Source organism: Okeania hirsuta (assembly GCF_003838195.1).
Lineage (GTDB): Bacteria > Cyanobacteriota > Cyanobacteriia > Cyanobacteriales > Microcoleaceae > Okeania > Okeania hirsuta.
Window position 1 is genome coordinate 1 of record NZ_RCBY01000334.1, and the last position, 6,076, is coordinate 6,076.

Below are 6,076 nucleotides of genomic sequence, written 5' to 3' on the forward strand. Positions count from 1 at the left end.
TGCTGTAAACCTTTCCCAGTAACACTTTCAATCTTGAGAGCCAACTGTTTTTTAGCAGAACTTTGTACTCTCCAGTAGGTAACAACTCTATTTAATATAATTATAGATATAGCAGTCTTATTTGAATTGTGAGAGATTGTAGATTTTTAGGGAACAGGGAATATCTTCACTGGGAAAAGGGAAGAAAGAAAAGAACTGTATCTTATCAATATGATCACCGTTAGATTTTAGACTTTTCAGAAATAGTCAAATTCTCAAATTTGATTCGGCGTTGCTATATATAGGTTTTGGTTGGTTTCTGTTAGCACTTAATCCAACCTTATATATGATATGAAATCCGGTTATACAGTTATCACACTTTCTACTTCCATTCAATGCAGACATAAAATGCTGGAATATCCCCAGATAATTCCCACTCTCATCTTTCCTTTCTCCTGACTCGGTCCTCCGCTCATTATAGGATAACTAATTATCCGGAGACTATATTAGGAGAAATAGTAGACCATATTTATCTTACTTTTTCCTTCTCCATACCACAAAATAGTCAATCTATCAATCTGCCGAAAAATTAGGCGAGGAATATTAGTCATTCATGGTAAAAGAACTGAAGAGTCTTTGCTTCTCAAAACAACGAGATTGTAGGTATTTGGAGCTTAATTTTTTTAAAAAGTAATAAATACCTTTTTGATTATAGTATTATTTAGAATATCACAAAATCTAGCTTAAGTGTTAAAAATATTGAAACCTCGTTAAATTAATCAGAGAAATTTTCCGATTTTTTGTCATCAAGTCCTGACAAAATTAAAAATTTTCAAACTAAAAGACTAAAATATATAACTAAAACTTAAGGATAAACCTAAATTTGTGAGATATGGTAATTTTTGTAGCGATCGCTTAACAAGCAAGATATTTCCTATAAAATATAATGACTAATTATTCAGGCATAACTTCAAACATCAAAGAAATAGACATTACCAAAACCCTCCAATACTTAGCTAGTGGTTTAGTGGAGTGGGAAAAGTTAGATTTGGATAAGCGCAATGAACTTTCAAAAGCTCTCCCCATTGGAATATCGAAAATATTGGCAATTTCAATATTTAGAATTAAATTTTCGGAAATATTGTCAATTTTTTTAGTTTGGATTGAATATTTTGAAAAGCCGTAGAGACCTGAAAATTATGGCAAAATATAAGGGAAAAGAAGAAAGGGAAAAATAAAGGAGACAATTAATCTCGATCGTGAAATCTAAAAATTATATTCAGATATAGAAATAGTTACTAATGATTGGAATTCAATCTTTTGATTTGGTATTTCATATCATACATACATATAACAGGGAACAGTAGGAAAAACATTTATCTTTATTCGCTTCATCATCAGCATCAGTCAAACGTCAACTCGTTCGCGTGTTATAATATAATGCTAAAAATGTAAGAAAGCCTGAGCCATGCAACTTAGCATTGGTGTCAGGCTTTAGGTACTAATCTTGCATACTTCTTTGAAACTCTTCATAACTTGCGCCATCTGGCATTATGACTCCCTGGAGAGCTACTCCATCTATACTCAAATTGGAAATATTAGCACCCAAAAGACTTGCTTCATTTAAGTCTGCAGCACTCAAAATAGCTTCTGTCAAATCAGCTCTCATTAAACTAGCTCCAATTAAATCTGCTCCTGCCATATCTGCTCTGGTAAGGTTAGCTCCAATTAAGTCTGCTTCATTAAGAATAGCGCGTCGGAAATTCACGCCATATAAGTTGGCCCCGTGCAAGTCTGTTTCACAGAGTATAGCTCTTGAGAGGTCAGCATTAATCATATTAACTTGACTAAAATTAGAACGACTTAAGTCTGCTCTGGTAAGTTTTGCTCCTGTTAAGTCAGCTTTGTTGAGTTTAGCCCCTGCCAGAATAGCTCCAGATAAATTTGCCCCACTTAGATCCGCTCCAATTAGATTAGCTCGACTAAGATTAGCTTTGGCCAGATTTACTCGACTGAGATTAGCCCGACTAAGGTTAGCACCGATTAAGTCTGCTTCAAAAAAATTAGCCCCTTCTAATTCAGCTTCTAGCAAATGTACTTCATGTAGATAAACACCACTGAAATTTCTTTCTCCTCTTGCGTACTGCCTTAATAATTCGTCTATTTTCATAATATGTTCATCAAAACTTTTCTTTGAAATATACTCCCAGCAGAATAGATAAACAGGATATTATGCCAATTTGATAAATATTTGCTACAAATAGTTAGGCTATTTCTTAGGAGTCAACCCACCCCTAACCCCTCCCAGGAGGGTAACTCAGGAGTCAGGAGAACCGAGTCAGAATGAATTGCTTCAATACCAGTTTTTAGGTCGTAAATTCTCTTTTTTGTCAAAGGGAAATTTACTCTAAAATCTTTTTATTGCACTTATTATTCAAACACATTCTTTTTTCAAATTAGTATTATACCAGGAGGAAGAAGGAAAAATCTGGCTTTGTCTGAGTTTTAATATTTTGATATGTCCTAACCTTTCCTTCAACTGCTATTTATCAAATTTCACGCATTTTTGCTATATCCTCTTGAGAGCAGGGAGTAGATACATAACGAATAAGATCTGTTTACTTTATAAAAATAATTGCTAAAAACATTACCGAATAATTAAGGTTTAAAGCCTCTCCTTTAAAGGAGAAAAAAGCGGTCGTTAGCGCAGCTTTCCGTAGTGTCGTGTCAAGCTGAAAATGGTGTATTAAATTTTTGAGTATAATTCTTGCTCTGATGATTCAATTTCATAATTTAATTTCATAGATTATCTGAAGCTTTCATAAGGAAACTTACCTTTTTCAGAGTCAAACCACTGATGCAAAAGTTGAGTATTTTCATCACTCGCAATAGTAGTATCAACTAATTTATCCCAATCTGGATTTTGTAATGGCAAAATACAACCATAATTTTCAAAAGTAAAAGGAATTTTAGGTATTAGTTCAAACTCACTAATAGTTTTATTTTGTTGCCGAATTTCTCCTAGTAATAAAATTCCATCACTAGCAACAGCATCAATTTTACCATCATCTAATTGACTAATACCTTCAACTCTGTTGGAAAGTGACTGCCAATTTGCATTGGGATAAATAGGGCGAAATTCTTCATCAGTAGTTGATCCTGCTAAAAATCCTATGGATACTTTTCCAGTAGTACCTCTCATGGAGTCAAATCTTTCTACATCTGTTTTTCTTACTAAGAATTGAATACCTGTAGTAAAAAAAGGAATAGAAAAATCTACTATTTTTTCTCTCGTATTATTAATAGTTGTAGCAGCACAGACAATATCTAGTTTTCCATCTTGGATTAGTTGAAAACGGTTTTCTAGAGATACTTCTTGCCACTCTAATTTGATTGATTTACCAACTTCTTGTTCTAGACGTTGGTGAATTAATTTAACCAATTCAACAGAATAACCTTCTAATTTATTGGTTTCACTGCTGATATAGCTAAAAGGAGCTGTATCAATTCTAAATCCTACTTTTAGTACCCCCGTTTGTTGAATTTTTTCTAATACAGTTTTTTCTACAGTTTCTTCTATAGTTTCTGCTAAACTTATGAGAGGAAAACTGATGAAAAATATGGTGATTAAGAAGGAAGAAGGAAGAAGGAAGAAGGAAGAAAGTAACTGGAACATCAAAATTAATGAACTAATAACTTAAGTATTTATGTAGAAAAGTTGGCTTTTTGATAAGTATTTTATCTGAGATAAAAATCTAATACTAAATTATACCATACTTGACAATCAAATTTCTTGATAATTGGTAACAATTTGCTATTTAAGTAGGCATTAAGATTAGAAAATCACCAAAAAACTGCTGAGGAGATAATACAATGGCAAAGGTGATTTTTTATGAAAAACCAGGCTGTAAAAATAACACCAAGCAAAAGACTTTGCTAGAAACAGCGGGTCATCAATTAGAAACTCACAACCTGTTGAAAGAAACTTGGACAAAAGATAATTTGCGTTTATTTTTTGGCGATCGCCCGGTAGTAGAGTGGTTTAACAAAGCTGCTCCAAAAGTTAAGTCTGGAGCAGTAATTCCCGAACAAACTGATGCTGAAACTGCTCTAACAATGATGCTGAATGACCCATTACTTATCCGTCGTCCTCTAATGCAAGTGGGCGATCGTAGAGAAGTGGGATTTGATGTAGAAGTTGTGAATAACTGGGTTGGTTTACAACCTGTAGATGAAACCCAGAGGGAAAAAAGTGAGGAGTTGATGGGTCAAGACTTACAAACTTGTCCAAATAGCCATCACCACTAGAATCTAACAAAGTCTATTTTTACTGATAAATTTGCTTAGGAATGAGGATTCAATAAAGTCCAGATTTTTTTTTGAATAACTCATATAATAGGGAATTTGGATAATTCAACTTGTGTAGATAATAAAATTCTCATTCCTTAATCTCTCGTTAGATATCGTTAGAAAATTTTCTAGCGGGAGATATTTTTGGTAGTGCATCAGTAAAGTGTGGGATAAGTAATTAGGTCGTTCCAACTCCAAGGAGCGATCGCCAACTCAGCTCTTTGTGCAGCAGTATTTTCTTTGCGACTATGAACCCAAATCCAATTGAAGTAGGTGATACGCCTGACGCCACGCTCCGCGAACGCCAACCTAACTCCATAACCCTGAGCATAATCAACACCTATTTCTTGCAACTTTGCTAAAATAGCCTCATTTTACACAAACTCCCCAACTGTTTCCATCCCCATCATATCACCAATATGATTAATAGCCTCCACTATTTCATAGTTAATCGGAAAATGTATCTCCTTCTGCAAAAAATGAAAGTATTAAAGCTTGTTTTTAAGGTTTATTTAGATGATTCAAAGGTTTTTGACTAGGTACGCCAATTGGACGAGGATAATTGCTAGAAGTTTTATTTATTTTCTGCAAATATATACAATGACGAATACTGTTAGTTAAGGGAGTCTTAAATTCTTCAATAGTATGGATTTTTCCTCCCAAAATTTTCACAACTTCTAGCAAATTAGCCTGTTCATCAGTTGTAAAATTTCCCCGATATAAAATTGCTATACCACCTATTTTTAACATTGGCAAAGCATATTCAGCACAAACTATTGTAGGTGCAACAGCTCTTAAAAGAGCAATATCGTAAATTTCTCTGTGTTTAAACATTCGACCAATTTCTTCAATCCTGTTAGTTAAAGTTAAACAATTTTTAATAGCTAAATCTACTAGAATAGTTTCAATAAAATCAATTTTTTTTCTTATCGAATCTAGTAATGTAACAGTATATTGAGGTAAACTAATAGCAACTGATAATCCTGGAAAACCTGCACCAGTTCCAATATCAATAACCTTTTTTTCTTCTTGAGAGTTTATCTGATTTTCTAAGATAAATTTAATCCCTCTGAGGGAATCCCAAAAATGTTTTTCCCAAAAATCTTCTGGGCTAGTAATTCTAGTTAAATTTAACTTTTCATTACCAATAAGAATCAACTGATAAAGTTGCTGAAATTGCTGCTGTTGTTCTGCTGTTGGTTGCCAATTTAATGTTTCCTGCCAAAGAGAATTCATTTCTGGCAATATCTGGGTATTATTATCATTCATTTTACTTTTGACTACTATTTTATAGAAGGAAAATAGTCTGATATTATATCATGTTTCCCCTCCGGGGTAACTACGCTATCGGTTGAATACTTATAACCCACATTCCGCACGACAAAATGTAGTACATAAAGAGGGGGGACTTGAGTAAGTATTTAGACTCAAGAAAAAAAACCTCAAACTGTAATTCTAGACAAGAGGTGAAGATAAGAAAAGAGGAGAAAATGTCAATAGAAGTAAGTAACTTAGACCCAGATCGGGTTAGTAGCAGGAATGATTGATGAGATTGGTATAGAACAGAAAATTAATCAACTACTCGGAGAAGGGGGTTGGTGATTAGGTAATGCCATTAAATATTTATGAACGGTACAATTATAGTTTTTTCATAGATATTTGAGACAAAAGCATTACGCATTCACCAATGCCGATTTTTCTGATCAACTCCAAGTTAAAGTGAGCTTAAGAGAGTCAAAAATAGAAC

Annotated in this window: 6 protein-coding genes; 2 read left to right on the plus strand and 4 right to left on the minus strand. The window is 33.6% G+C overall.

The window, feature by feature from the left end:
* Positions 1–925 precede the first annotated feature (925 nt).
* On the plus strand, positions 926–1,165 hold the full coding sequence (locus tag D5R40_RS29515) for a hypothetical protein (RefSeq protein WP_124142970.1): 240 nt from the start codon (positions 926–928) through the stop codon (positions 1,163–1,165).
* Between the two features lie 315 nt (positions 1,166–1,480).
* Here D5R40_RS29515 and D5R40_RS29520 read toward each other — a convergent pair whose 3' ends face one another.
* Positions 1,481–2,149: a pentapeptide repeat-containing protein gene (locus D5R40_RS29520; RefSeq protein WP_124142969.1), complete on the minus strand. Its 669-nt coding sequence runs from the start codon at positions 2,147–2,149 to the stop codon at positions 1,481–1,483.
* Positions 2,150–2,785: 636 nt separating this feature from the next.
* Positions 2,786–3,655: an amino acid ABC transporter substrate-binding protein gene (locus tag D5R40_RS29525; RefSeq protein WP_124142968.1), complete on the minus strand. Its 870-nt coding sequence runs from the start codon at positions 3,653–3,655 to the stop codon at positions 2,786–2,788.
* A 197-nt stretch (positions 3,656–3,852) separates the two neighbouring features.
* Here D5R40_RS29525 and D5R40_RS29530 point away from each other — a divergent pair, with 197 nt between their 5' ends.
* Positions 3,853–4,287 (plus strand): ArsC/Spx/MgsR family protein, encoded by a 435-nt coding sequence (locus D5R40_RS29530; protein ID WP_124142967.1) that lies wholly within the window; start codon positions 3,853–3,855, stop codon positions 4,285–4,287.
* A 197-nt stretch (positions 4,288–4,484) separates the two neighbouring features.
* On the opposite strand, the gene D5R40_RS43020 is transcribed toward D5R40_RS29530, so the two are convergent.
* Complete coding sequence (locus tag D5R40_RS43020; protein WP_375339426.1) at positions 4,485–4,682, minus strand: hypothetical protein; 198 nt, start codon at positions 4,680–4,682, stop codon at positions 4,485–4,487.
* A 148-nt stretch (positions 4,683–4,830) separates the two neighbouring features.
* The gene (gene rsmG, locus D5R40_RS29545; protein ID WP_124142966.1) at positions 4,831–5,598 is read right to left on the minus strand and encodes a 16S rRNA (guanine(527)-N(7))-methyltransferase RsmG; all 768 of its coding nucleotides are present in this window, start codon (positions 5,596–5,598) and stop codon (positions 4,831–4,833) included.
* Positions 5,599–6,076: the final 478 nt, after the last annotated feature.

Excerpts from the sequence above, each read along its gene's own strand:
- D5R40_RS29515 (WP_124142970.1), top strand. The coding sequence starts at position 926 with ATGACTAATTATTCAGGCATAACTTCAAACATCAAAGAAATAGACATT.
- D5R40_RS29520 (WP_124142969.1), bottom strand. The coding sequence starts at position 2,149 with ATGAAAATAGACGAATTATTAAGGCAGTACGCAAGAGGAGAAAGAAAT.
- D5R40_RS29525 (WP_124142968.1), bottom strand. The coding sequence starts at position 3,655 with ATGTTCCAGTTACTTTCTTCCTTCTTCCTTCTTCCTTCTTCCTTCTTA.
- D5R40_RS29530 (WP_124142967.1), top strand. The coding sequence starts at position 3,853 with ATGGCAAAGGTGATTTTTTATGAAAAACCAGGCTGTAAAAATAACACC.
- rsmG (WP_124142966.1), bottom strand. The coding sequence starts at position 5,598 with ATGAATGATAATAATACCCAGATATTGCCAGAAATGAATTCTCTTTGG.